The sequence below is a fragment of the Streptomyces rubradiris genome (genome assembly GCF_016860525.1).
Lineage (GTDB): Bacteria > Actinomycetota > Actinomycetes > Streptomycetales > Streptomycetaceae > Streptomyces > Streptomyces rubradiris.
This window is the reverse complement of the sequence record NZ_BNEA01000015.1, coordinates 3,527,146-3,548,061: the sequence shown is the minus strand read 5'-3', so window position 1 is coordinate 3,548,061 and position 20,916 is coordinate 3,527,146. Positions and strand designations below refer to the sequence as shown.

The 20,916-nt window shown below is 69.7% G+C and carries 19 protein-coding genes and 1 pseudogene; 6 read left to right on the top strand and 14 right to left on the bottom strand.

Translation table 11 applies throughout. The annotated features are described in order from the left end of the window. Positions 1-67 precede the first annotated feature (67 nt). Positions 68-1,666: an EamA family transporter gene (locus Srubr_RS41725; RefSeq protein WP_189994403.1), complete on the top strand. Its 1,599-nt coding sequence runs from the start codon at positions 68-70 to the stop codon at positions 1,664-1,666. Positions 1,667-1,689: 23 nt separating this feature from the next. Here Srubr_RS41725 and Srubr_RS28875 read toward each other — a convergent pair whose 3' ends face one another. Next, the gene (locus Srubr_RS28875) at positions 1,690-2,583 is read right to left on the bottom strand and encodes a phosphorothioated DNA-binding restriction endonuclease (RefSeq protein ID WP_189994401.1); all 894 of its coding nucleotides are present in this window, start codon (positions 2,581-2,583) and stop codon (positions 1,690-1,692) included. A gap of 41 nt (positions 2,584-2,624) precedes the next feature. Next, a complete protein-coding gene (locus Srubr_RS28870) occupies positions 2,625-3,062 on the bottom strand; it encodes an SMI1/KNR4 family protein (protein WP_189994399.1) in 438 nt (145 codons plus the stop codon). A gap of 62 nt (positions 3,063-3,124) precedes the next feature. Here Srubr_RS28870 and Srubr_RS28865 point away from each other — a divergent pair, with 62 nt between their 5' ends. After that, positions 3,125-3,679 (top strand): flavoprotein, encoded by a 555-nt coding sequence (locus Srubr_RS28865; RefSeq protein ID WP_189994397.1) that lies wholly within the window; start codon positions 3,125-3,127, stop codon positions 3,677-3,679. Positions 3,680-3,731: 52 nt separating this feature from the next. Here the strand turns inward: Srubr_RS28865 and Srubr_RS28860 are convergent, their stop codons facing one another. Then, positions 3,732-4,319: a rhodanese-like domain-containing protein gene (locus Srubr_RS28860; protein WP_189994395.1), complete on the bottom strand. Its 588-nt coding sequence runs from the start codon at positions 4,317-4,319 to the stop codon at positions 3,732-3,734. Positions 4,320-4,427: 108 nt separating this feature from the next. Between Srubr_RS28860 and Srubr_RS28855 the strand changes: the two genes are divergently transcribed. Further along, complete coding sequence (locus Srubr_RS28855) at positions 4,428-4,715, top strand: metal-sensitive transcriptional regulator (RefSeq protein ID WP_030778221.1); 288 nt, start codon at positions 4,428-4,430, stop codon at positions 4,713-4,715. Between the two features lie 9 nt (positions 4,716-4,724). Here the strand turns inward: Srubr_RS28855 and Srubr_RS41055 are convergent. Further along, positions 4,725-5,082 (bottom strand): annotated as a pseudogene (locus tag Srubr_RS41055) (TSUP family transporter); the annotation flags it as partial. Positions 5,083-5,592: 510 nt separating this feature from the next. On the opposite strand from Srubr_RS41055, the gene Srubr_RS28850 reads away from it, so the two are divergent. After that, positions 5,593-6,075 (top strand): DUF5994 family protein, encoded by a 483-nt coding sequence (locus Srubr_RS28850; RefSeq protein ID WP_189994393.1) that lies wholly within the window; start codon positions 5,593-5,595, stop codon positions 6,073-6,075. A 53-nt stretch (positions 6,076-6,128) separates the two neighbouring features. Here the strand turns inward: Srubr_RS28850 and Srubr_RS28845 are convergent, their stop codons facing one another. The 4 genes from Srubr_RS28845 to Srubr_RS28830 form a co-directional block, all read right to left on the bottom strand. Then, entirely contained in the window at positions 6,129-7,322 is a 1,194-nt protein-coding gene (locus Srubr_RS28845) for a PP2C family protein-serine/threonine phosphatase (RefSeq protein ID WP_189994564.1), read from the bottom strand. A 134-nt stretch (positions 7,323-7,456) separates the two neighbouring features. Beyond that, a complete protein-coding gene (locus Srubr_RS28840) occupies positions 7,457-7,966 on the bottom strand; it encodes a DUF5994 family protein (RefSeq protein ID WP_229926642.1) in 510 nt (169 codons plus the stop codon). Between the two features lie 321 nt (positions 7,967-8,287). Further along, the gene (locus tag Srubr_RS28835) at positions 8,288-9,172 is read right to left on the bottom strand and encodes an STAS domain-containing protein (protein ID WP_189994391.1); all 885 of its coding nucleotides are present in this window, start codon (positions 9,170-9,172) and stop codon (positions 8,288-8,290) included. Between the two features lie 812 nt (positions 9,173-9,984). After that, positions 9,985-12,603: a tetratricopeptide repeat protein gene (locus Srubr_RS28830; protein ID WP_189994390.1), complete on the bottom strand. Its 2,619-nt coding sequence runs from the start codon at positions 12,601-12,603 to the stop codon at positions 9,985-9,987. A 1,205-nt stretch (positions 12,604-13,808) separates the two neighbouring features. On the opposite strand from Srubr_RS28830, the gene Srubr_RS28825 reads away from it, so the two are divergent. Beyond that, entirely contained in the window at positions 13,809-14,216 is a 408-nt protein-coding gene (locus Srubr_RS28825; RefSeq protein ID WP_189994389.1) for a hypothetical protein, read from the top strand. Beyond that, positions 14,213-14,953, top strand: coding sequence for a hypothetical protein (locus tag Srubr_RS28820; protein ID WP_189994387.1), 741 nt, complete (start codon positions 14,213-14,215; stop codon positions 14,951-14,953). The genes Srubr_RS28825 and Srubr_RS28820 overlap by 4 nt, the downstream gene beginning before the upstream one ends. A gap of 99 nt (positions 14,954-15,052) precedes the next feature. On the opposite strand, the gene Srubr_RS28815 is transcribed toward Srubr_RS28820, so the two are convergent. The 6 genes from Srubr_RS28815 to Srubr_RS28790 form a co-directional block, all read right to left on the bottom strand. Beyond that, positions 15,053-16,096, bottom strand: a complete 1,044-nt coding sequence (locus tag Srubr_RS28815; RefSeq protein WP_189994386.1) for a serine hydrolase domain-containing protein — start codon at positions 16,094-16,096, stop codon at positions 15,053-15,055. Between the two features lie 94 nt (positions 16,097-16,190). Beyond that, positions 16,191-17,279, bottom strand: coding sequence for a glycosyltransferase family 4 protein (locus Srubr_RS28810; RefSeq protein WP_189994384.1), 1,089 nt, complete (start codon positions 17,277-17,279; stop codon positions 16,191-16,193). A gap of 11 nt (positions 17,280-17,290) precedes the next feature. Next, on the bottom strand, positions 17,291-17,827 hold the full coding sequence (locus Srubr_RS28805) for a dCTP deaminase (protein WP_189994382.1): 537 nt from the start codon (positions 17,825-17,827) through the stop codon (positions 17,291-17,293). After that, positions 17,824-18,363, bottom strand: coding sequence for a dCTP deaminase (dcd, locus tag Srubr_RS28800; RefSeq protein WP_189994380.1), 540 nt, complete (start codon positions 18,361-18,363; stop codon positions 17,824-17,826). Before dcd ends, Srubr_RS28805 begins: the two co-directional genes overlap by 4 nt. Beyond that, a complete protein-coding gene (locus Srubr_RS28795) occupies positions 18,363-19,598 on the bottom strand; it encodes a metallophosphoesterase (protein ID WP_189994378.1) in 1,236 nt (411 codons plus the stop codon). The genes dcd and Srubr_RS28795 overlap by 1 nt, the downstream gene beginning before the upstream one ends. Next, a complete protein-coding gene (locus Srubr_RS28790; RefSeq protein WP_189994376.1) occupies positions 19,595-20,914 on the bottom strand; it encodes a UDP-N-acetylglucosamine 1-carboxyvinyltransferase in 1,320 nt (439 codons plus the stop codon). Before Srubr_RS28790 ends, Srubr_RS28795 begins: the two co-directional genes overlap by 4 nt. Positions 20,915-20,916 lie beyond the last annotated feature (2 nt).

The following is a 20,916-nucleotide window of genomic DNA, read 5'->3' as shown; positions in this document are numbered from 1 at the left end:
TCCGTACATGGCTGCGATGGCAACCATGTCTTGGACGCATGGCGGGGGAGCGGCCGAGACTCCTCGCATGTCCTCGTCCGCCCACCCACCGGCCACCGTCCCGCCGACCGCTCACCGGCCGGTCTCCGCCCTGTCGGCCGCTCACCGGCCGGCCACCGTCCTGCTGACCGCGCTCGCCCCCGCCGCCTGGGGCACCACCTACATCATCACCACCGAACTCCTCCCGCCCGGGCACCCGTTGTTCGCGGGCCTCATGCGCTCCCTGCCCGCGGGGCTGGCCGGACTGGCGCTCACCCGGGTGCTGCCGCGCGGGGACTGGTGGTGGAAGGCCGTCGTCCTCGGCCTGCTCAACATCGGCGGCATGCCCCTGCTGTTCGTGTCGGCCGAACGGCTCCCCGGCGGGGTCGCCGCCACCCTCGGCGCGGTCCAGCCGCTGCTGGTCGCCGGGCTGGCCCTCCTCGTCCTGCGCGACCGGCCGACGCCCTGGCGGCTGGCCTGGGGCGTACTCGGCGTGGCCGGCGTCGGACTCGTGGTCCTCGGTCCCGACGCCCGGCTGGACGCCGTGGGCCTGCTCGCCGGCCTCGGCCATACGGCGACCATGGCGGGCGGGGTCGTCCTGACCAGGCGCTGGGGCCGCCCGCCGGGGGTCGGTCCGCTGGCCCTGGCCGGCTGGCAGCTCACGGTCGGCGGCCTGCTCCTGCTCCCGGTGACCCTGGCCTTCGAAGGTGTGCCGGAGCGGATCGACGCCGGCGCGGCGGGCGGCTACCTGTGGCTGGGCAGCATGGGCGGCCTGATCGCGTACACGCTGTGGTTCCGCGGCATAGCCACCCTTCCGGTGGGGGCCATCGCGCCCCTGGTCCTGCTGTCCCCCCTGGTCGCCACGGCCATCGGCGTGACGCGGGGCGAATCCCTGAGCCCGGCCCAGGCCTGCGGCTTCGCCCTGTCCCTGGCGGCGCTGCTCGCCGCGCAACTGAACCCGCCCCACCACGGAAGGAGCACCTCCCCGATGACCTCCGCCCTGACGATCGCGGTCCTCGGCGCCACCGGAACGGTCGGCAGCCGGATCACGGCCGAGGCCGCCGCGCGCGGGCACCGGGTACTGGCCCTCGCCCGCAAGCCGGCGAGCGGCCACCCGGCCGTGACCCCGGTCCCGCTGGACGCGGCGGACCCGGACGCCGTACGCCGGGCGCTGACGGACTCCGGCGCACACGCGGTGGTGCTGGCCCTGCGGACGTACCCGGCGGACGAGGACTTCCTGGTCGGCGTGACCCGGACCGTCCTGGACACCGCGGCCGGACTCGGCATCCGGGTCCTGGTGATCGGCGGCGCCGGCGCCCTGCGCACCCCCGGCATCCCGGACCTCCTCCTGGCCGACAACCCGGCCTACGTCCCCGCGGAGCTGCGCCCGGTCGCCGCGGCCGGAGTGGCCCAGCTGCGCGCCTGCCGCGCCCACGCCCACCCCGACTGGACCTACCTCAGCCCCCCGGCCCTCCTCGAACCCGGCACCCGTACCGCCCGCTACCGCCGCGGCACGGACACGCTGCTCACCACTCCCGACGGCCGCTCCCGGATCAGCGCGGAGGACCTGGCGGCGGCGGCCGTGGACGAACTCGAACAGCCGGGCATGGACCGGCACTTCACGGTCGTGCAGGCCGCTCCGGAGTGACCGCGTGCCCGTACCCTCGGTGGTCAGGCCGCCGCGGCGGGGCGCGGTTCGCCGTGGAAGACCTGTCGGGTGTGCCAGTCGCGGTGCGCGGCGGCGACCGGGCGGGTGCCGGGCTGGGGGCCGGTGAGCGGCCGGCCGGCGAGGGCTGTGACGTGCTGCCGGGCGGCGGCGCTGTGCCCGACGAAGCGCCGGCTGACCAGGACGCGGTGATCGTCCCCCACCCCGAGGACCCCCTTGTCGAAGAGCTTGTGGTGCAGCGAGCACAGGCACAGCCCGTTGTCGACCTCGTCCGGGCCGCCGAACGCCCACCAGCGCACATGGGCGGCCTCCAGCCCGACCGGTACCGAGCCGATCCGGCCGTCGTAGCCGCAGAAGGCGCACCGGTACTCGTAGGCGGTCAGCACCAGTTCCCGCATCCGCCGGTCCCGCTGCCTGCGCGCCGGCACCAGCCGCTCGGACTCGGCCGGCTCCAGCTCCAGTCCGACGGCCTCGCACAGTTCACCGTGGAGGGAGGGCGGGAAGTGCAGGTCGAGCAGCAGCCGCGCGATCCTGCCGAGCAGGTCCGGTTCGCGCCGCAACGCCGCCCGCAACTCCGGCGCGAGCCGCCCGGTCGCACCCGTCTCCCGCAACTCCCGCACCCCGCTCCCGGGGCTGCCGCCTCCCCGGTCGGTACGCACCTCCCACACCCCGTCACTGACCAGGTGATGGAAGGGGTAGGCGGGCGTCGTCCTGTTGGGCGGACCGTACTCGGCGAGCAGGCTCTGCAGGTCGTGCTCCACCGCGGTGTACCGCAGCCCGCCGTCGGCGTCCTCCTGGAACCGCGCGAGGGCGTACAGAAGCAGCAACGGCTTGTGCGGAGCCCGCGTTCCGTTCCTGGCCCACTGACGCAACGCCGCTATTCGGTCCAACCAGTCCATGGGGGGTGATCGTAGAGGGGTGTCGCGGCTTGGCCGGTGTCTTACGGCTGGTACCAGTCGTCGTCGCCGGTCCGGAGCGCACGGCCGAGGTAGTCCCGCAGGTCCCTGGCCACCCAGCGGCGGCTGTCGCTCTCGTGCTCCCAGACGAAGATGTCGGGACGCTCGGGCTTCCGGACGAAGGCGAACTGGTCGCCGCCTCCGTTGTCCCCGAAGAAAAGAAGGGCGTCGAACGGCATGTACAACTGGGCGAACGTCTCGTCGGACCGGAAGTAGAGGTTCGTCTCGACGATCCGGTCGAGGGACCAGACGGTGTTCACGAGAAAGTGCCCGATCACCCCGTTGCTTTCGAGGAGCAACTGCCGCAGCTCGGCCGGCACGCTTCGCCCGAGCCGTTTCTCCGCCGTGACGAGGTCGGACGGCTCCGCCGGTTCCCGGAGGCCCACGCCCGGGAAGACCTCTGTCACTGCCTGTCTCCACATGATCGAAAGCCTAGTCACATCGCCTGACTGCACGGCTCCAGCCGCCGATTGGGAGTTCCCGCGTGACCGAGCCGACCGCCCCGGACAAGAAGCCCTTCCTGTACGTCGTCGTGTGCGCGGCGGGCGTTGCCGGTGATGTCGGCAAGCTGATCACGGCTGCCCAGGAGGCGGACTGGGACGTCGGTGTCGTGGCCACGCCTCAGGGGCTCGGTTTCATCGACGCCGAGGCGGTCGAGGCGCAGACCGGTCACCCGATCCGCTGCGCCTGGCGTTCGCCGGGGGAGCCGCGCCCCCTGCCCCCGGCGGACGCGATCGCGGTGGCGCCGGCCACGTTCAACACGGTCAACAAGTGGGCCGCCGGGATCTCGGACACCCTCGCCCTGGGCATCCTGTGCGAGGCGTACGGCATGGGCGTTCCGACCGTGGCCCTGTCCTACCTGAACTCCGCCCAGGCCGCCCACCCCGCTTACCGGCAGAGCCTGGACCGGCTGCGCGGGATGGGGGTCCTGATCGGCTCGTGCGAACCGCACCGGCCGAAGGCCGGCGGCGCCGCGGAACGGTTCCGCTGGGAGGAGGCGCTGGAGTTGCTGGGGCCTGTGGTCGGCGCGGCGCGGTGACGCCGTCCGCCACCCGGTGAGCACGAAGTTTGGCGAAGGGCGTCCACCCGGCTCAGCGGCAGCGCAGCGCGGCGAGCGTCGCGTCGAGGCCGGCTGCGCGGGGCCGGTTGTGCGGCAGCTTGCCGAGCACGGCCGCCATCCCGCAGGTGTCGGTGAGGGCGGAGAAGACGAGGCCGCCCGCGATGCCGGCGGAGAGCAGCTGGAACGCCGGGTGCGCGAGCAGGCCGAGCAGCAGCCCCAGGAGCACCACCGCTCCGGCGGTGAAGCGGACCTGCCGTTCCATGCTCCAGCGGGCCCGGGTGGCGCACGCGGCGGGCCGGTGCAGGTCGTACCCCTGCGCGGCCCACCCGTTGGTGCCGCCCGCGAGGCCGGCGGCCGGGATGCCCTGCTCGGCCAGGAGCGCGCAGGCGTTCTCCGAGCGGGCACCGGAGGCGCACACCACGAGCACGTCTCGCCGGCCGGCCGCGTGCCGGAGTTCGGGCAGTGCGCGGCGGATGTGGTCCAGGGGGATGTTGAGGGCGCCCGGCAGGTGACCCGAGGCGTATTCGCCGGGGGTGCGGACGTCGATGACGGTGAGTTCGTGGAGCCGCTCCCGGACCTGGTCGGTGCCGAGCGTGGTGGGGGCGAGGGGGCTGGTCATGGCAGCGGTGATCCTTGTCGTGTCGGTGATCGTCTGAGTGTCCGATCGGCCCCGTCCGCGCAACCGGGGACGTAAAGTACCCCTAGGGGTATAGGCGGAGGAGTGACCGTGGAACTGGAGCTTGAGGGCGCGTCCCTGAAGGCCGTGCTGAACCGGCTGCGCAGGGCGCAGGGGCAGATCTCCGGGGTGATCCGGATGATCGAGGAGGGGCGGGACTGCGAGGAGGTCGTCACCCAGCTGGCGGCGGCCTCGCGGGCGCTGGACCGGGCGGGTTTCGCGATCATCGCCACCGGGTTGCAGCAATGCGTCGCGGACATCGAGTCGGGCAGGAAGAACGGGGAGGACGCGGAGGCGATGCGCGCGCGGATGGAGAAGCTGTTCCTGTCCCTGGCGTGAGGGCCGCGGTCACGCCACCGCGTCGACCGGCATGAAGCCGGCCACCGCGAGCAGGACGAGCGCGAAGACGCGTTGCAGGGTCTCCCCGGGCAGCTTGGCCGACAGGCGTTCGCCGTCCCAGGCGCCGAGGATCGCCGAGCCGGCGAAGGGGCCGACTGGCGGCCCGGTTCAGGCCGCTCGCCGTGCCGGCGCGCACGGCCGGCGCCGCGAGCGAGTCGACGGTGATGACCAGCAGGCTGGTGCCCACCGCCGCGCGCATGCGCAGGCCGAGGACGTCGACCAGTGCCGGTACGGCGAGGAAGCCGCCGCCCACGCCGAGCAGTTCCCGCCGTGCCCGTCCACCACCGGCAGACCGGTGACGGCCCGGTCCCGTGTGCCACCGGTCACGTCGGCGGCCTCCACGGAGCGGTGCGACACGGCGGGACCCGTACGGCGTCGCGCCCCCGGGACCGCAGGACCGGCAGCCCCTGGCGAGCAGGGGTCCGGCCGCCCGCCGCGAGCGGCCGCACTCGTCGCGTACGTCGAGCGGCGGAGCGGCACCGACCCGTCCGGTGGGCCGCGCGGCGTCCCGCACCGCCACCCGTGTGCCGACGAAGAACATGCGCTCCTCCGCTCCGTCCCAAATTACCCCCGGGGGTATTCGACGGTAGCATGGTTACCCCGGGGGGTATTCAAGGAGTCATGGAATGTCCCGTGGCGCGCTTCACGCCGCGGACGTACGAGCTTGGCCAGGCGAGAGGGCCACGCTCCTGCGTCACAGCGGAGCGGCGGACGAGGGGGAGCTTCACAGGCGCCGTCGTGCGTGGTGCCAGGAGTAACGTGGCAGGTGCGGGGCGGAGTCCCGTCGTCGCACCGGTCCTACAGACGGGTGGTCGTCATGACCGGCTCGGATACACCACCTGTTCCCCCGTGTCTGCCCAGCGGCGTCCACGAGGCCGTGCGGCCGGGGTGCGCGCTTCTGCGGCTGGAGACGACCGCATCACGCGAAGGCGTCCTCGACGGTGCGTGGTGGCCGCGCTCGCGCGACATCGGTGCCGAGCTGCCCACCCTGTTGAGTGCCCTCGTCGCCCACCTCGGCCCCGTGACCCGTGTGGGGCTGGACGCCGCCGCCTGGGAGGGTCTCCCGACGCGTATCATCGTGGACGACCACGTGGTGCGCGTCGATTCCTTCCCGGTTGGTGACGACACGGTCCTGATCACCCGGGGCGACAGGGACATCTTCTCGCTGCTGGTGGTCCCGCCGGACGCGGCACCGGACGCCGCCCGCGCCGCGATGGCCCAGGCGGTCCGGGCGGACAACAGCAGCCAGGCGGAGCAGATCCTCATCGAGACCGGGAGCGGGCGCGGTCCGTCCGGCTGACGGGCCCGCCGCCGGGCGCGACCCGCGCAACGGCGTCGTACGGCGAGCGGAGGTCAGCCGCGCCACTCCACCACGAGCAGCGTCGCGTCATCGCTGGTCTGGCCGCCCCGCGCCCGCTTGAGCGTGTGGGACAGCGAGCGCGTCACCGCCCGGATGCCGCGCCCGGTCCGCTCCAGTCGGTTCACGCAGTCGATCAGCTGGTCCTCACCGAACTCCTCCCCACCGCTCTCGTGCTCCTCGACCACTCCGTCGGTGAAGCAGAGCACGCGGTCCCCGGGCACCAGCCCCAGCTCGCTCACCCGGGGCTCCGCACCACCCAGGCCGACGGGGAGCGTCGTCGGGGAGACCAGACGCTGTGCGACGCGGTGGTCGCGGACAAGGATCGGCGGGGGGTGCCCGGCGTTGACCCACTGCACCCGCCCCGTCGTCGTGTCCAGCTGCAGCATCTGCGCGGTGACGAAGTGCTCGGGACCGAATTGCCCGGCCACGGCGCGGTCCATGAACGCGTAGATCTCCGACAGTCCGATACCGGCGCGGCGGGCGTGGCGGTAGGAGCCGATGGCCACCGTGGCCATCGTGGCCGCGTCCAGCCCGTGACCCATCGCGTCGATCATGGCCACGTGGAGGACGTCGTCGTTCAGCGCGTAGTCGAAGCTGTCGCCGGCCACGTCGTAGGCGGGTTCCAGGATCCCCGCCACGGCGACCCGGGGCATGATCATGGCCAGCGGTGGCAGCACGGACCACTGGATCTCCGCCGCGACGCTCATCGCCTCACCGCGTCGGACGTTGAAGAACAGGTCGGAGTAGCCGTGCTTGGTCACCAGGAGGTCGGCCACCAGGCCGGAGATCCGGAACAGCAGGCGGCGGTCGTCGTCATCGATGCTGTCCAGCGTCACCGCCATGACCCCCACCTGGTCACCGCCGTCCAGGAGGGGCAGATGGACCCGGACGCCGTCCTCCTGGGGTACCTCCACGGGGGCCGCGTCGAGAAAGCAGCGGCCCGCCTCGGAGTCGTCGATCACCTGCGGTTCCCCGCCCGTGAGGCCCTCACCGGGCAGCGGTACGAGCAGCAGCTGGCCGTAGTCCTGCAACAGCACCTGCGGACGGCGGCCACCGAGCCGCTGCACCACATCGGCCACCAGGGGCCCGATGAGATGGGGCGGGAGTGAGTGCGCGCTGTCGAGGATCTTTCCGAGGAGAGCTTCCCCCAAGCTCTCGGACCGGTCCGCGCGCCGTCCCGCCGTCATTCCCTCGCCCGCCTCGGTCACGCTCGGAGCGGGCTGGGACGCCACAGGATCCGTCGGTTCCATGGGGCTCCATCACGGGGTCGGTCGTGGACGCCCGGCCTTCCGGTCGGGCGGAGTCGGCCGGGTCGGGCTGCTCACCTGGGTCCGGCTCCTCCTTCCGTGCCCCATGCCTCCTGTCCGTCCGGGCCGCTCTCGGCGCAGGCCAGCAGGCGCGGAGCCGTCAGTGGGTTCCCGGGGGCGGCGGCGGTCGGCAGCCGGGTGATCACTCCGGCCGGCTCGTGCGGGGGTACCACCAGCAGTTCCCAGCGTCCCACGCTGCCGCAGTCCACGGTGATGGCATGCGCCTCGGCGGCGTCGTCGCTCAGGGCCACCTCGATCACATGCCCCGGCGCCGTCACCTGCCGCGGGGCACCGGGCCAGACGGCCCTCCCCACGGTCACGCGGGTGACGGTGCCGACGCCCGGGTCCGAGGAACCGACCAGCGCGGGCGGCTCCGGTTCCAGTGCGTCACAGCGCGGCCACCACGCGCCGTCCAGCGAGCCATGGCTGACATCCGGCGTGAGGCGCAGCCGGGGCAAGGGCATCCCGTAGGAGTGTCCCGATTCTGGTGCCGTACCTTCGGCGGGCTTTGTGGTGGTGTCCATCGTGCGATCCCGTTCCGGGCCGTGCGTTTTCCGGCTGCCCGTGTCTGACACTCGCCGGGAACGGCGCCACCGTGATCGTGCGCCCGAAAGTTCTCGGTACCTGTCAGGCTACTCCCGGCCGTGACGGGCGGCGTGGCGCGCGGCCATCGCGTGGAGGGGCCGACGGCCATCGCGTGGAGGGGGGCCGACGGCCATCGCGTCGCGACACGCCCGTACGGCGGACGGCGGGTGGCGTGAGTCGCCCCGGCCGGTACGACCGCCGGCCCATCGTTCCCCTGCCACGTCATCGGTGTGCCGGGGGCTGCCCTTCGACGGACAGGGTCAAGAGGGCTGTCCTTCGACGGACAGGGCCAGTACGCACGGGGCGACGGCGCCGGGCAGCCCCACGACCTCACCCATGTTCTGCCAGCCCCAGGACGAGAAGGCGGCCTGTCCCGCCTGGTCGGCGGGGTGCAGCAGGGTGACCCCGACAGAGGAGCGCAGGTCCGTGAGCAGACGCTGTTGCAGACGGTGGGCGATATCGCGGTGCTGAACGTGCGGATGGGCCACGACCTGGGTGAGGACGACGAACCGCGCTCGGGAGGTGAGCCGCTGGATGATCTCCTGGAGCGTTCCGTCGGACCCCCGGGGGCCGGAGCCGTCGGAGCCCATCGGAAAACCGAAGGCGCAACCGACCAGCACTGTCGTCTCGGCGACCAGCAGGGCGAAGCCGGGCCGGTGGGCGGTGACCGCCAAGCGGTGCAGGAAGGCGCCTCGGTTGTGGTACGCCTCGCCGCCGGTGCCCGCGACGGACGCCGCAGCCAGGTCCGCGATGTCCTCGCGCATGTCTTCCGCCTGCCCGCGGGTCAGCCGGCGAAGCCGGATCCCGCCCCTGGGGACCGGACTCGCGGGGGCCGTAAGGAGCAGCGCACTCGATCCGGTGGCATCGAGGAGCCGGGCGATCTGCGCGCACGGATGGTGCAGCCGCAGGCGAGCGTGGACCCGGCCGGCGCGCTGTGCTGCCGACAGCAGGACGTCCAAGCCCTTGGCGTCACAGGAACCGACCGTGGCCAGGTCGATGTCGATCACGGTGACACCGTCCAGCAGGCACCGCTCCACCGCGGCCCGCAGCAGCGGCGTCGTGGCCGGCCCGATGTCTCCGGCGAGCGTGACGAGGGTTCGCTCTCCTCGGTTCCGCCGATGGATGTCCAGCCGGGAAAGGGTCATCACGCCTCCCCTCGGCGGGGTGGCGGGCCCGCGTGGGCGCTCGGTGCGGCCCCTGCCGTGAAGGGCTCGCGCGGGGTTGCTTCGACCGTGGCGGACATGGTGCCGACCCGTCTCCGCGCCGGCCACGGGGGCGGCCCGGATCCACTCGTCTCTCGCCGAGGACGACCCGGCGTGGCGGCCGGAGTGCGTGATGCCCTCGGTACTTCAACCGTACGTGATCCGCCTGCCGGGCTGTCGGCCGAGCACCCGGTCGAGGTGCCGGCCTGGGTCGCACTGCCGCCCACCGCTCGGGCCGGCGGGACCCGAGGGCCGCTCAGCGCCGCCCGGCCCCGTGCACCCCCGGCTCACGGCCACACCAGGCAATAAGGCTGGTGTCCCGCTTCGTGCAGTCGTACCGAGAAGTCCTGCCACTTGTGCAGCGAATGGGAGGGGTGGGGCGGTGACCTGGGGTATCTTCGCAATGTGTGCGTTGACCTGGGAAAACTCCTCTCCGTAGTTCTCACCCGTCAACGCCGTTACCCAGGCTCATGTGCCCTGGAAGCGCTCCTGGTGGGGTTGTGCCCGAGCCGGACGGCCAAGGTTGCTTGGGCTGCCGAAGCGCCTACCCGACACCCGCTTTAGGGGTTTTCCCTCGGCAGGGCTGTGACTTGCGGAAACATCGGGTAAGCCGTGGCCTGGGGAAACAGCCCTCCGTAGTTCTCGCATGTTCACGAGGCTACCCGGCTTCATGTGTGCTGCATCCGTTTTGCGCCAGCTTTGTGCACGCTCCGTCGGCCGTGCGATGGATGCAGCACTCTCGTGAGGTGAGGGTTTCAGCGTCCGTGGCGCTGTTCCGCGATGTCGGCCTGATTCAGCCAATAGGCGATGTTGTCGTTGATGGTGGAGAGGACGGGATGAGCAGGGTCTACGAGGCGTCGTGTACCGGTGAGCATCCGGATGAGGAAGTGGACTGCTTCTCTGGGGTGGCCCGCGCGTCCGCGCCACATGGCGAGTTTGTTGAGTACCGAGAGTGCGGCGAGGTGATCAGGGCCGAGGTGGCGCTCGATCTGGGTCAGCAGGGTTTGGTAGGTGTCGCTTGCCGCCTGTGCGTCGCCCGTTGTGCCCTGCAGGCGGCCGAGGTCTTCTAAGGTCGCCAGGGCTTGGGGGTGGCCAGGGCCCAGGATGCGCTCCTGATCGGGGAGGAGCTCTAGAAGCTCGGCGATGGCTGCCTGGGGTGCTCCTGCATAGCCACGCATGACGGCGAGGCTGTGACGGGTGCTGAGAGTGCCTGTGTCTTCTGGTGCGAGATGGTGTCGCTGGTCACGGAGGACGTCTTCCAGCGCTTGTACAGCTTTCTGCGGCCTTTCTGCCCAGCCCAGACACAAGGCGTGGCCCTGTCGGGAGCTGAGTGTGTCGCGGTGGTGGGGGCCCAGGACTCGGGTTCTGTCGGCAATGACGGCGGCGAAGTTTTCGCCTGCGGCGGCCGGATCGCTTCTTGCCTGCAAATAGGCGAGGTTGTGCCGGGATGTGAGCAGCTCGGGATGGTCAGGGCCCAGGGCTTCCCTCATGTCGGGGATCAACGCTTGATAACCGGCGATTGCTTTGTCTGTCTCGCCCGCTGAGCCCTGCCAACGGGCAAGGCTTTGCCGGGTGATCAGGGTGCGCAGGTGCCGGGGCCCGAGCGCTCGTGTCTGGTCGGGTAGCAGCGCTTCGAGCAAGCTGACGGCCTCGGCAGCGTTGCCTGATTCGCCCAGCCAGCGGGCCAAATTATGGCGGGCGGTCAGTGTGCCATCGGCATCGGCACCGAACTCCTCTCCCATGAGAGGGATCAGCCTGCGGTAAGCGGAAGCAGCCTCTGCTGCGTCACCCGCGACGCCCATCCAATAGCAAAGGTTGTGGAGAGTGGCGAGTATCGCCCCACGGCTCGCTCCGTTGCGCTGGCGGACAGCGAGTACCTCTTTGAGGGCAGCGATGGCGCCGCCCACGTCGCCCGCCTCACCCCGCTCGACTGCAAGGTTGTGACGAGTCACGAGTGTCTCGGGGGCCTCGTAGCCGAACAACCGGATGTGGTCAGCCTCAAGACGTTCCAGGGTTCGGACTGCTCCGGCATGATCTCCGGTTCGGCTTTGCCAGCGAGACAGCTCGCTGCGGGCGAAAAGGGCGTGCGGGTGGTCGGCTTCAAGGTGCTGGTGGGCGAGGGAGCAGAGCGCGTCGAAATGGGCGCGTGCCCAGGCAATGTCGCCGGATTCACCTGCACTCGTGCCCAGCCGGAAGAGGAGGGTGTATGCGGTGTCGTCCTGCCACAGCGGGTGGCTCTCTCCGACCTGATCGTGGATGGCCAGCGAGCGGGCACTGGCCCGCAGCCGCTGTGCGTGGTCCTGGTCGTGCCCAGTGTCGGGCCAGATGTCAAGCAAGGCGTGGGCAGCCGCCGGCAGGACTGCGTTCCTGCGCTGTGACCGAATGTCGGGCGATGAACCAGGAGGTTCATGTTCATGCACGGCACGCTGAATGAGCTGGTGCATACGGACCAGCCATGCGTCATCACAATCCTCGCCCGGGGTGTGATCGATGAGGTGGAGTCGGTCCAGCGTTGCCAGGGTGTGCTCGGCATCGAACTCGTCGACGGGGCGGTCTGCTCTGCTGCGCTCGGTCAGCCAATTACGGGCGGTGTCGCTGGTGAACAGAGGGGCGGGAATGCCGGTTGCCCCGTCGAGGACGGCGGCCAGTTCGAGCATAGGCCGGGCCAGCATGCCGGTGTGCTGGTCGGCCTGCTCGACAGAGATGTCCCACAGCGCTGCCAGTGAGTTCGTTGCAGCACTGCCGCGCACCGCAGGGATCAGTCGTTCGAGGGTGAGCCGACGGTCCGCGAGCAGGCGTCGGTAACGGACGATGCTGCAAGAGGCGTTGTAGTCGAGGTATGCGGCCGCCCGCGACAGGGCCAGGGGAAGATGACCGAGATCGTCGGCGAGTCCCGCCAGCTCCGCGTCCGCACCGGCTGGCACGGCTCGTTGCAGTGTGTTGCGTAGGTGCGTGAGGGATTCCTCGGGAGTGAAGACGCCAACGGACAGGAACGGATGGCCGCTCGCTGCGGCGAGGTCGCTTTCGCGGCTGCGGGTGGTGACGATGACCCTGCCGCGACCGGCGGTGCGTCGAGGCGGCCGTAGTCCCTCCAGCACGCCAGCGGAGTGCACGTCGTCGAGGACGATGAGCCAGCTGCGATCGGTGATGCGGAGCCAGTTGAGGAACTGTTCAGCGGCGGATGCGGTGTTCTCGCTACTGGGTACCAGCTCAAGCTCGCGGGATGCCTGGGCATAGGCACCGGTCACGGCTGGAGTGGTGTTTGCCGTCACCCATATCAACACGTCCACTCCACCGTTTGCCTCGTCGGCGGCACTGCGGCAGTAGTCGGCGGCCAGGCAGGTTTTCCCGACGCCCCCGGTTCCTGTGATCACGCGCCCCCTAACGGCTGCGCCGGATGCGTCCCCGAGGTCACTGTCCTCGGGGCCGTCCAGAGCACGCGCTAGGGCCTCGCGATGTGCCCGATCGACGAGCACATCGGCTGTGTCGGGGACCAGACCAATGCGCAGTGGCCGTGCGCTGCGGAGTTTATCGCCATGCTGCCTCTGCGTGCGGGGCCCGGTCGCCGCACTGTCCCGGCGAGCTGTGGCCCTGCTTCGCTCGGCCGCTCGGCGCAGATTCTCCCACCGAGCGCGGGACCGTGGCCCGGGCCTCGAATCGGCTCGGCTTTCGAGGAGTTCGGTCAGGAAGACAAAAGCGCGTCCGGCCCGCGGAACACTCTGAGCGTTGAACCATGCACTGAGGGTGCTCTTGGTCAGGGTGACGGGAGGAGACTGCCGCTCGCCCTGCCGGATGATCTGACCGAACGAGAGCCCAGATGCTTGCCGACTTGCCCTCAGTTCCTCGGCCAGGCGCGATGCTGCCGCCGGGACGTCCACCATGCCGTTCCCCGTTCGTTCCGAACCTTCTGCGAACCTTATTCCTTGCCTGTCCGACCAGCACATACCTGTAGTCCGGTATGAGGTGCTTCTCGTCGAACCCCGCTCCGAACAGGTCAGGTGGCGTGTGACCGATCGCTTGGTTGGTCAAGTCCACGGATGGGACGGGCAATGCGCAATCTCTGTCGTAAGGCGCGGTACGTGTGGCGCACGCCAAGGCTTCGGCGGCGGATGGCCGCACTCGTTGTGCGGTGGATGGCCGGCGTCGTGCTGAGGGAACTGGCGGTCCTCTTGTTGCGGTGGTGGACCAGCCTGTGACACAGCTCAGGGCCGGGTTGGTCGTTGCCATCACAGACGGCACGGGTAGGGGGCTGATCCAGTCGCGGCCCCGATGTCCTCCGAATCGCTGCTAAGAAAGCTGTCGGGTCACGTCCCGCGGAGTGGTGCAGCGAGGCGGAGTGGGCGACTCCATGGTGCCCTGCCCGCGCTGACCACAGCGCCGGCAGGGCACCGCTGCGAGCGACGGCCTCATGGTGTTCCGCAGTGATTCCACCACTCAGGTCGTGATTTTCGGTCAATTCCTGAGATAAACCGGTCGGTTGCTGAAGACCATCGGCGCTTGATCTCTGTTACGAGGGACCATCTATCGGTCACGGACGCGCGTAGCACTGTGCTCCGCATCTACCTCGGGGGTCTTCCACGTGCTTGATGCAGCAGCCCTAGCCGTTGCCACCGGCGCCGCCGGTAACGTTCTGGCCTACCTGCTTCAGGGTCAGACCGACGCCCTGCGCACCCGGATCTCCGCGATCTTCCAGCGCGGGACCGCGAGGGAAGAGTCGGTTGCGTTGCGTGCGCTTGAAGAGCATGCCGAGGCTCTGGAACAGCGGCGGGTTACCCAGGCCGAGGTCACTGCCCAGTGGAGCAGTCTGCTGACCGCGTTCCTCACTGCCTATCCCGAAACCCGAGCCGATATCGAGGCGCTGCGCTCGTCGTTGCCCTCTGGTACGAAGACGGTCCACATCGGATCTCAGCACAACCACGGGCGCGGCACCTTCATCGGTGGCGACAACCACGGCACCATCCGTGTCGATGGGCAGGAGGAACGGTGACGGATATTGGTCCGGAGCCGCAGCGGCACATCACCGAGCAGCACAATCACGGGGACGGTGCCTTCGTCGGTGGTGACAACCACGGCGAGATCCGCATCGAGGCGGTCGATGCGAAGACCAAAGCGGTGCTCAAAAAGATTTCCAAAGATTCACCCGCCCTGGCCCAGCTGCTTGAAGAGGCTTTGGACGATGGGGTCATTTCCCCCGATACCGCGAGGCTGCTCGCGCTCGCGGCGCGCAGCATCAACGAAGATGTCGCCCACACTCTCTGGCAGGCTTCCCAGCGCATCAACGAAGACGTCGCTGGGTTGCTCACGCGCGCGAGCTACAGCATCAACGAGGATGTCGCAGGCCAGGTGTCCAACGCCGCAGAGACCTTCGACAAGGCGTCCAAGCAGTTCGACCTCCATGAATTCGACAGGATTGTTAGTCGTTTAGAGGGGACCGTCAGCTCGCGCAGCAAGGAAGACCTCAGCAGCTTGGTTACGCGTTTTGAGGGCAGTCTGAGTTCCCTGGACCAACTGGTCAGGGACATGGACAGATTACAAAACGGAGACAAGCCTCTCGGTCGAATCGAGGAGATAGGGATCGCACTCAATGGCGTGGCTGAGCGGATCGAGGCCACGGTGACCCCACCTCCACCGGTGATCCTTCCTGACCACCGGGCGCGAGCCGTCGCTTTCTTCTGGGGCCTCGGTATAGGCGCAGCCTTCATCTTCTACCTGGTGAACCGTTGAGCTGTTCGGCCTACAGCCCGGAAGTGAACTCTGGGCACACCGTCTCTCTTGGTGAAGCACGGGACGGGCCCTTCATTCGGCGGTCGCGTCACCTGGTCCTTACGTAAAGGCGAGTTCGCGGAAGGTGTTGCGGACATCGGCCAGCGGCTCGCGGTCGCGGGTGTAGTAGAGCTTGTTGGTCAGGAGCACCGCCCAGCGGTCCTTGGTGGGGGAGATCCACATGCCTGTGCCGGTGAAGCCGTAGTGGACCCAGACGTCCTCCTCGGCGGTGGTGCCGGGAGCGGGGTGCCAGAACAAGCCACGAGCGGGCTGGAGTTGGCCAGTGTGGATCGTCAGGGAGCGGGTGATCCACTCGCTCCCGAAACCAGCCCGGAACTGGGAAGCGGCAGGGGCGAGCATGTACCGGAGGAAGGCGGCTAGATCGTCGACGACAGTGAAGGCGCCGGCGATGCCGCAGACGCCTCCCAGGAGGCGGGCAGAGAAGTCGTGGGCGACTCCCTTGAGGTGGGTGTCGGTGTCCTGGTCGAGCTCGGTCGGTGCGCAGCGGGCGGCGACGTCGGCGGGCAGGGGGCCGAAGCGGGTGGAGGTCATGCCCAGTGGGTGCCAGGTGCGGGTGGTGGCCAATTGATCCAGGGGCTGTCCGGAGAGGTGTTCGGCGAGGTAGCCCAGGATGAGGGCGGCCCGGTCGGTGTACTCGACTGCCTCACCTGGAGGTCGGTGCAGCTGTTCGCGGAGGACGCCTCGGCGGATCTCCTCGGGGTTGGTGCCGTAGAGGTTCTTCAGTTGGGCTCGTAGCGGGACACCGGCGGTGTGGGTCAGCAATTGTTGGGTGGTGACGATGCCGAGTGGGTGGCCGGCGACGTCGGGCCAGAACGTGCCGAGCGGTTGGTCGAGGCCGAGGCTTCCCTCTTGCCACAGGGCCCCGATGGAGGACCAGACGGCCAGGATCTTGGTGAGGCTGGCGGCGTCGAAGACGGTGTCGGTGCGCATCGGCACGTCCGGCTCGTCGGGGTCGAGGACGCCGGAGGTGCCCTGGGCGAGGGTGCCGGTGGCGTCGCCGAGGGCCCACACGGCGCCCGGGTACACCTTGTCGCGGACTCCTTCGTCGAGCAGGGCTTCGATACGGTCGCGGTCGTACGTCATGGTCTCCCTCTTCGCCGGGGTGTCCCGTCGGTCAGCGTAGTGACGTTCGCGGAGCGGTTCGCGTAGTGACGTGTCGGGTCGTCTGGCGGTCGGTTCACGTGAGCTGTCGGCCGAGGTCGGTCAGGGTTCGTGCGGTCGCCGAGAGGGGATAGCGTGCTGCGTTTGCATAGCCGGCCTGTCGCAGGGCGGTCAGCAGTCCGGGTGTCTTTCTCAGCCGGTCGAGGTCGCGCGCGAGTACGGCGGAGTGGGTGAAGTCGGTGGCCATGCCGGAAGCGGCGAGCGCTTCGCTGAGGCCGGGTACGGGCTGGTAGAGGACGGGTAGTCCGCGTGCCTGGGCTTCCAGCGCGACTAGTCCCATGGCCTCCAGGGTGGTGGACGGCACGACCAGCACGTCGTGATCGGTGAAGGCTTTCCACAGCTGTGGGCGGCGGAGCCAGCCGAGGTAGCGCACTCGTACGCCGGTTCGTTGCAGCAGCGGGGCCAGTGCGTGGAACTGGGCTCTGGGCGCCGCAACGCTCAGCTCGACGCCGGGCACGGGAGCCAGACACTTGATCAGCATCTCTCCACCCTTTTCGGCGGTCAGGCGACCTGCGTACAGAAGGCGAAGGTGGCTGGTGGACGTGCGCACAGGTCGAGCCGGCGGGTTCGTGAGCAGGTGGTCGGGGATGCCCCAGGGGATGTGGGTGATCTTTCGGTGTTCGATCTGCGGGGCGAGCCTGAGGAGGCGATCGGCCATTGCGTTGGTGGGGACCACGATGGCGTCAGCGGCCCTCGCTGTTTCGCGCAGCACTTGGAGCTGTTCTCGGTGGGTCTCGGCGAAGAGGAGATCCGTGCCGTGGACGAGGGCTATCCGAGGATGCGCGGGCAGAGCGCGGATGAGGGCGGGTGTGGCGCCGAACGTAAGGTGCTGCAAGTGAAGGACGTCGATCTGTGTGGGATCGAGCGTGGCTGTAAGCGCTCTGCGCAGGGTGGCGACGTAGCGGCTGAAGGCGGTTCCTTCCAGGCATTTGCCCGCCACGGGGAGCACGTTGAGTCCGGCGGGTGGACGAGGAACGTGACCGGATGGTGCGAGCATGAAAGCGCGGGCCGGGATGAGGGGCTGCTGGCCGGTGTAGAGGTCGAGGAAGAGCTCGACGCTGCCGCCGGGGCTTCCGACGGGGAGGTCCAGGAAGGTGGCGGCCATCGGGCGAGCGTTCACCGCGTGCCTCCGTCGATCTCCTCGTAAAGGCGCGAAATGTCGATGCCTTCCGTGGTCGCGTACTTTGCGGGCCGTTGCTGGTAGCTGGCCGGTGCGCCGAAGGTGGTGAGGAAGACGAGCTTGCCGAAGGTCATGCCCGGATACAAGCGCACCGGTCGGGCGGCGCGAATTTCCAGCGTCCACCGGATCGCATGGCCCTGGTGTCCGAGCGGAGCCGACACGTGGACCCAGATGCCCAGGGAGCCGGTGGTGCGGTCGCCGTTCAGCAGCTGCGCGTACGTCTCCGAACCGGTCCGCTCCAGGGTGATGCCGAGGTAGAGCAGGCCAGGGCGCAGCACGAAGCCGGCGTCGGGGATGGACTGCTCGGTGAAGGCGGTGGGGGTTGCGGCGTCGAGGTCGCCATCGCAGACGCGGATGGTGGCGCCCAGCCGCCAGTCGTAGGCGTTGGGGGAGACGCGGCTGGGCTCGTACGGCTCAATGGTGATCTCGCCGGCCTGGACGGCGGCGGCAATGGCGGGACCGGTGAGGATCACGATGCCACCACCTGGAGTCGGGCGAGGTCTCGCCAGTAGGCGGAGGGCTGCGGTCCTGTGGCGGCCTGGTACTTGCCGCGGTAGAGGTCCACGGCACCGGTGGAGACGAAGAACATGATCTGCCCGATCTTCATGCCGGCGTACACGCGCAGCGGTCGGATCGGGGAGAGCATGAGTGTCCACTGGCCGTGGAAGCCGATATCGCCGATGGGGGCGGTGATCTCGACGAACAGGCCGAGGCGGCCGACGGAGGAGCGGCCGAACAACAGTGGCACGAAGGTGTCGGAGCCGACCTCTTCTAGGGTGTGGCCGAGGTAGAGCTCGCCTGGCTGGAGGACGTGCCCGTCTGCGCCGATGGTGGTTTCGTGGGTGGGGTTGGGCCGGTGGGCGTCCAATACGGGGCCTGTGTAGGTGATCAGGGCGGGGCCCAGACGCACGTTATAGCTGTTGGGGTTGACCTGGTCGGCGGCGAACGGGGTGATGCGGAGGCGGCCGTCATGGGCGGCAGCGGTGATCTCCGGGCCGGTGAGGATCATTACCTGCCTCCTTTCGTGGTGTTAGGAGCGGTAAGGACGTGCTGGACGGCCTGGTCCAGACGCAGGCCGGCCTCGTGCGTGCGCTCACCGAGGTAGGTGTCGGCGAGGTAGTCGGTGGTCAGCACGGTGGTGACGGAGTCCGGCAAGGGATCGGGAGCGGTGACGAGCGGGCCGGTTTGGGTGGTGAGCTGTGACAACCAGCCTGGGAGGTCGCTTCGTGCTGGATCCGGCACGTGGGCGTGCACCAGCTGGTTGCCGAACGGCTCGATGGAGAGCAGGTCGCCCTGGGTGAGGTTGCCGCCGAGGAGTACGGCGCGTAGCGCCGTCTCGTTGAGGATGACCGCGTCCGCGCCGAGCCCCGTGCGCAGGCGGGCGGTGAGGTCCAGGAGCAGGCTGCGCCGGTCGAGGGCCTGGTGGCGGTATGCCGGACTGATCGGGCCGAGGACGTCGGCCAGCTGCTGCTTGACGTCTTCGATGCGGGAGCGTAGATCCGCAAGCTTCGTCGGAATGACGCTCGTGGCCCGATCGGGGAAGGATGTGGTGTCCGCACCCCATCCCGTACCCACGGGCATGGCGATCGCATAGCCGCCGGCGAGTTCCTGGCCCTTGACGACCAGGGTGCCGTCGACTCGGACCGGGCCGTACTGATCGCTGTGGCAGTGCCCTGCGAAGACCACGTCGAGGAAGGGACAGGCCGCCGCGATCTCCCGGTCTTCGGCGAAGCCGGAGTGACTGAGTAGGACCCAGCTGTCCACCTCGTGGTGGTGGGCGAGAATCACCTCGTCCAGGGCCTGGAGGGGATCGGTGACGCAGTGGCCGGCTCGCTGGGTGGCAGGGATCGAGCGGAAGGCTTGCCGGCCGATCACAGCGGTTACGCCGACGCGCCGTCCGTCGATGGTGGCGATGTACAGGCGGCGGAACAGAGCGTCGCCGGTGTTGGCACCGACGGCGTTGGCGCAGACAGTGCGCTGGTGAAGGTCGGGTTCGAAGTGGTGGGGCCAGCCGTGGTTGCCAGGGGCCAACACGTCGTACAGCCCGAGCAGGATCTCCCGCTCGATCACGCCGCGAGCGAGGCGGTAATACCCGCTGCCTTCGAAGAAGTCGCCACAGTCCACGATGAGCGAGGTCCGGCGGAGTGCGTGGAGGTGGGTCAGAAACGGTGCGGCGTTGTCGAAGGCGGAGTGGACGTCCGTCGTGGCGACGATCTGGCGCAGGTTCCGGCCGTCGGCGGTCACGGGGTGACCTCGCAGATGTCGGCACCCAGGGCGCGCAGCTTGCCGGACAGGTCGGCGTGGCCGCGGCGCAACTGGTCGAGGCCGCCGATGGTGGTGACGCCTCGGGCGGTGAGGCCGGCGACCATGAGGGCGGACCCGGTCCGGATGTCGGTGGCTTCGGCGCCCGTGCCCGTCAGCTGCTGGGGCCCGGTCAGGCGGCATTCGGTGGCGGAAATCTCCTCGATCTCGGCGCCCAGGCGGCTCAGCTGCGGTAGCAGGTTGCCGTGGCGGCCGGGATTGATGGCGTCGGCGAACAGGTGCGTGCCGGGCAGTCCGAGGGCGAGTGCCATGAGCGGTGGTTCGAAGTCGGCGTCCAGGCCGGCCGGGCTCAGGGAGGCGATGGCCCGCAGGGGACGACCAGTGAGGGCTGCCTCCTGGGCGCGGACGGTAAGGCCATCCGGCTCCGCGTCCACGGGCATGCCGAGCTGATGCAGGGCAGCTATGAACGGGCCGACGTCCTTGCCCTGCACACCATTGATACGGGCAGTGCCGCGCGTCGCGGCGATCGCGCAGGCCAGCGTAGCTGCCTCGATCTTGTCTCCGGGCACCGTCCAGGCAACGGGGGCAGCCGACGGCGAGGAGGGCGGTGAGAGAGTGAGTACATGCTCGCCGGCGCGCGTCTCCCAGCCCACCGAACTCAGGGCGTCGAGCACGCTCAGGACTTCGGGCGAGAGGTTGGGCTGGCCCAGCCGTAAGGGGCGGCCGGTCGTGAGGGCGCGCAGTGTCGCGGCCACGGTCGCACCGCGAGAGCGGAACGGCAGTGTGATGGAGACGGTGCCGGTGTGAGAGGTGAGCGCCTCGATGCCGTAACCGGAGCTGCCCTGCCGGCTCCGGTCGCCGAATGCCTCGTACACCTTGAAGTGCAGCTCCATCCCGCGCGCACCGATCCGGCAGCCGCCCGGCCAGGGCAGCCGTGCCTGGCCGTAACGCGCGAGCAGGGCGGGGACGAGGTAGTACGAGGCTCGGATGTGGGCTGCCTGCGCAAGTTCGGGCAGCCCCCGAGATGCCTCCGTTGGCAGGACCACGTAAGTGGTCGGTTCGTCGGCGGGCTGCGCGGCATGCCAGCCTGCCTGGTGCAGAAGAGTGAGCATGATCTGGACGTCGGTGCTGTGCGGGACGTTGCTCAGTCTGAGCGGGCGACCGAGGGCCGCCGCGGCGGCCAGGAGCGGCAGAGCGGCGTTCTTGGAGCCGTCGACGCTCACGGTGCCGGCGAGTGGCGGCCCAGGGCGTACGGCGATCACCTCGGCGGCCACGCTGGGGGCGTGGGTGGTCGTCATCA

Bases quoted from the DNA above. Each gene is read 5' to 3' on its own strand.
- Srubr_RS28840 (WP_229926642.1), bottom strand. From the start codon at position 7,966: ATGGACACCACCACAAAGCCCGCCGAAGGTACGGCACCAGAATCGGGA.
- Srubr_RS41725 (WP_189994403.1), top strand. From the start codon at position 68: ATGTCCTCGTCCGCCCACCCACCGGCCACCGTCCCGCCGACCGCTCAC.
- Srubr_RS28810 (WP_189994384.1), bottom strand. From the start codon at position 17,279: ATGGCCGCCACCTTCCTGGACCTCCCCGTCGGAAGCCCCGGCGGCAGC.
- Srubr_RS28835 (WP_189994391.1), bottom strand. From the start codon at position 9,172: ATGACCCTTTCCCGGCTGGACATCCATCGGCGGAACCGAGGAGAGCGA.
- Srubr_RS28875 (WP_189994401.1), bottom strand. From the start codon at position 2,583: ATGGACTGGTTGGACCGAATAGCGGCGTTGCGTCAGTGGGCCAGGAAC.
- Srubr_RS28860 (WP_189994395.1), bottom strand. From the start codon at position 4,319: ATGACCAGCCCCCTCGCCCCCACCACGCTCGGCACCGACCAGGTCCGG.
- Srubr_RS28850 (WP_189994393.1), top strand. From the start codon at position 5,593: ATGACCGGCTCGGATACACCACCTGTTCCCCCGTGTCTGCCCAGCGGC.
- Srubr_RS28845 (WP_189994564.1), bottom strand. From the start codon at position 7,322: ATGACGGCGGGACGGCGCGCGGACCGGTCCGAGAGCTTGGGGGAAGCT.
- Srubr_RS28790 (WP_189994376.1), bottom strand. From the start codon at position 20,914: ATGACGACCACCCACGCCCCCAGCGTGGCCGCCGAGGTGATCGCCGTA.
- Srubr_RS28815 (WP_189994386.1), bottom strand. From the start codon at position 16,096: ATGACGTACGACCGCGACCGTATCGAAGCCCTGCTCGACGAAGGAGTC.
- dcd (WP_189994380.1), bottom strand. From the start codon at position 18,363: ATGATCCTCACCGGCCCGGAGATCACCGCTGCCGCCCATGACGGCCGC.
- Srubr_RS28870 (WP_189994399.1), bottom strand. From the start codon at position 3,062: ATGTGGAGACAGGCAGTGACAGAGGTCTTCCCGGGCGTGGGCCTCCGG.